The following is a 1,596-nucleotide window of genomic DNA, read 5'->3' as shown; positions in this document are numbered from 1 at the left end:
AGCCACTTTTCCGACCATGCCCTCGACGGTAGATGCTCCCCCCCCCGCACACCTCATACCCCTGAATGATCTAGGACCCCCTACCCCGGTATGACACCGGCGCGCCCCTCCCCCGCGCGGCCCATCCGAGAACGGCCCCGCAGGCTGAGGCCCAGGTCGAAGCCCAATTCCTACCGTCGATCCCCATGAGAGCGCTCCCGATTTCCCGCAGGATTTCGCCCCGTTCCCCCCGGCCTGCACCCGCGACCACCGACGCCGCCCACTCGCCGCGCACCGCCGCTGCCCATGGCTCCGAGGCCAGTGGCGCACGCTGGAACGGGCTGCGCCGGGCAGCCGCGCTCACCGCCGCGGCAACCGTCGCATGCTCGGTCGGCGTAGCCTTCGCGCCCAGCGCGGGTGCCGCGATCAGCGCGCCGATCGCGCCCGAGAATGCCGCCGCGCGCGTGGGTATCGCGGAAGCGGTTGCCGCTCAGCCGGATCCCACGGTCATCCCCGAAGACTTCGTCACCACCGCCGGATACCGCCCGGTCATCGAGTCGGGCATCCTCGTCAACCCGCAGGGTGACTGCTCCTCCCCGATCCCCCTGCCCGCCGAATTCGAGCTGGCCTGCAAATCCCACGACCTCGGCTACGACCTCCTGCGCTACGCCGCCGCCCACGGCCAGCCCCTGGGCCCCTGGGCACGCCAGACCGTGGACGCCGCCCTGGAACAACGCATGGACGCGGCCTGCGAAACCCGCACGAACGCGGTGTCCCGCGCCCAGTGCCGGGTCATGGCCGACGTGGCCACCACCGCCGTAGACCTGAACTCGATTCGCCAGGACTACGGCAACCCGATCACCGAGCCCTTCTTCGAACGCGACGGCGACCTGCCCTCCCCCGCAACCCTCACGCTCGTCGGCATCGGCCTGGCCGCCGGATTGGCCACCGCCGCAACGATGGTGGTCCGCCGCACCCGCTCTCGCCAACCGGCCCCGAGCAGTGTGCTCGCCGCGAACGGATCGGCGGTGGCGCTGTGACCACGACCGAGAACGCCGTGCGCGAGCGCGCGGGCTTTGGCGAGTCTCACTTCGAAACCCCTGCGGCGGATCACCGGACCGCACCAAGGGCGCTGAGCACAGCCTCCGGCGGATCGCCGCGAAATGGGTTCCGGTGGGCGAGGTTTCGTGCGCCTCGGGTTGGTACGAGTGTCGCGGTGGCAGGGGGAGTCATGGTCTCGTTGGCGCCGGGGTTGCTGCCTCGTACGCCGTCGGCGCAGGGCATTTTGACCGCGCTGGTGGTGCTGATCGCGTTGGGGCTGGCCGGGCTGGTCCGAATGGTGGTGCGGTTGACTCGGTTCGGGGTTACGCGCCTGCCGTACGCGCGGGTTACTACGGCCATCGTGGCGGTGGGGCTCTGCGGGGCGGCGATGGGTTATGCCGAGCAGTGGCAGAGCCAGTTGCGGGGTGCGATGGGGGTTGCGGGGATCGGGCCTTCGTGTTGGGCGCAGTGGCTGGCTTGGACGGTTCCGCTGGGGGGCGCGGCGGTGGCCATCGCGCGGGGAATGCGGGCGGTGGTAGGGGGGTGGGGGAGGGGGCGGAGCGTGGCGGCGGGGGC

Annotated in this window: 2 protein-coding genes; both read left to right on the top strand. The window is 71.4% G+C overall.

Features of this window, described 5'->3' with window-relative positions:
* Positions 1–185: 185 nt before the first annotated feature.
* Positions 186–1,019 carry a hypothetical protein gene (locus tag ACAM49_RS40075; protein ID WP_369640721.1) on the top strand — a complete coding sequence of 278 codons (834 nt, stop codon included), beginning with the start codon at positions 186–188 and terminating at the stop codon, positions 1,017–1,019.
* Between the two features lie 191 nt (positions 1,020–1,210).
* Positions 1,211–1,596: alpha/beta-hydrolase N-terminal domain-containing protein (locus ACAM49_RS40070; protein ID WP_369640720.1), on the top strand; the 386-nt coding region annotated here is incomplete at its 3' end.

Source organism: Nocardia sp. JMUB6875, assembly GCF_041154655.1.
Classification (GTDB): Bacteria; Actinomycetota; Actinomycetes; order Mycobacteriales; family Mycobacteriaceae; genus Nocardia.
The sequence above is the reverse complement of the archived record's forward strand: the minus strand, read 5'-3'. Positions and strand labels throughout refer to the sequence as shown.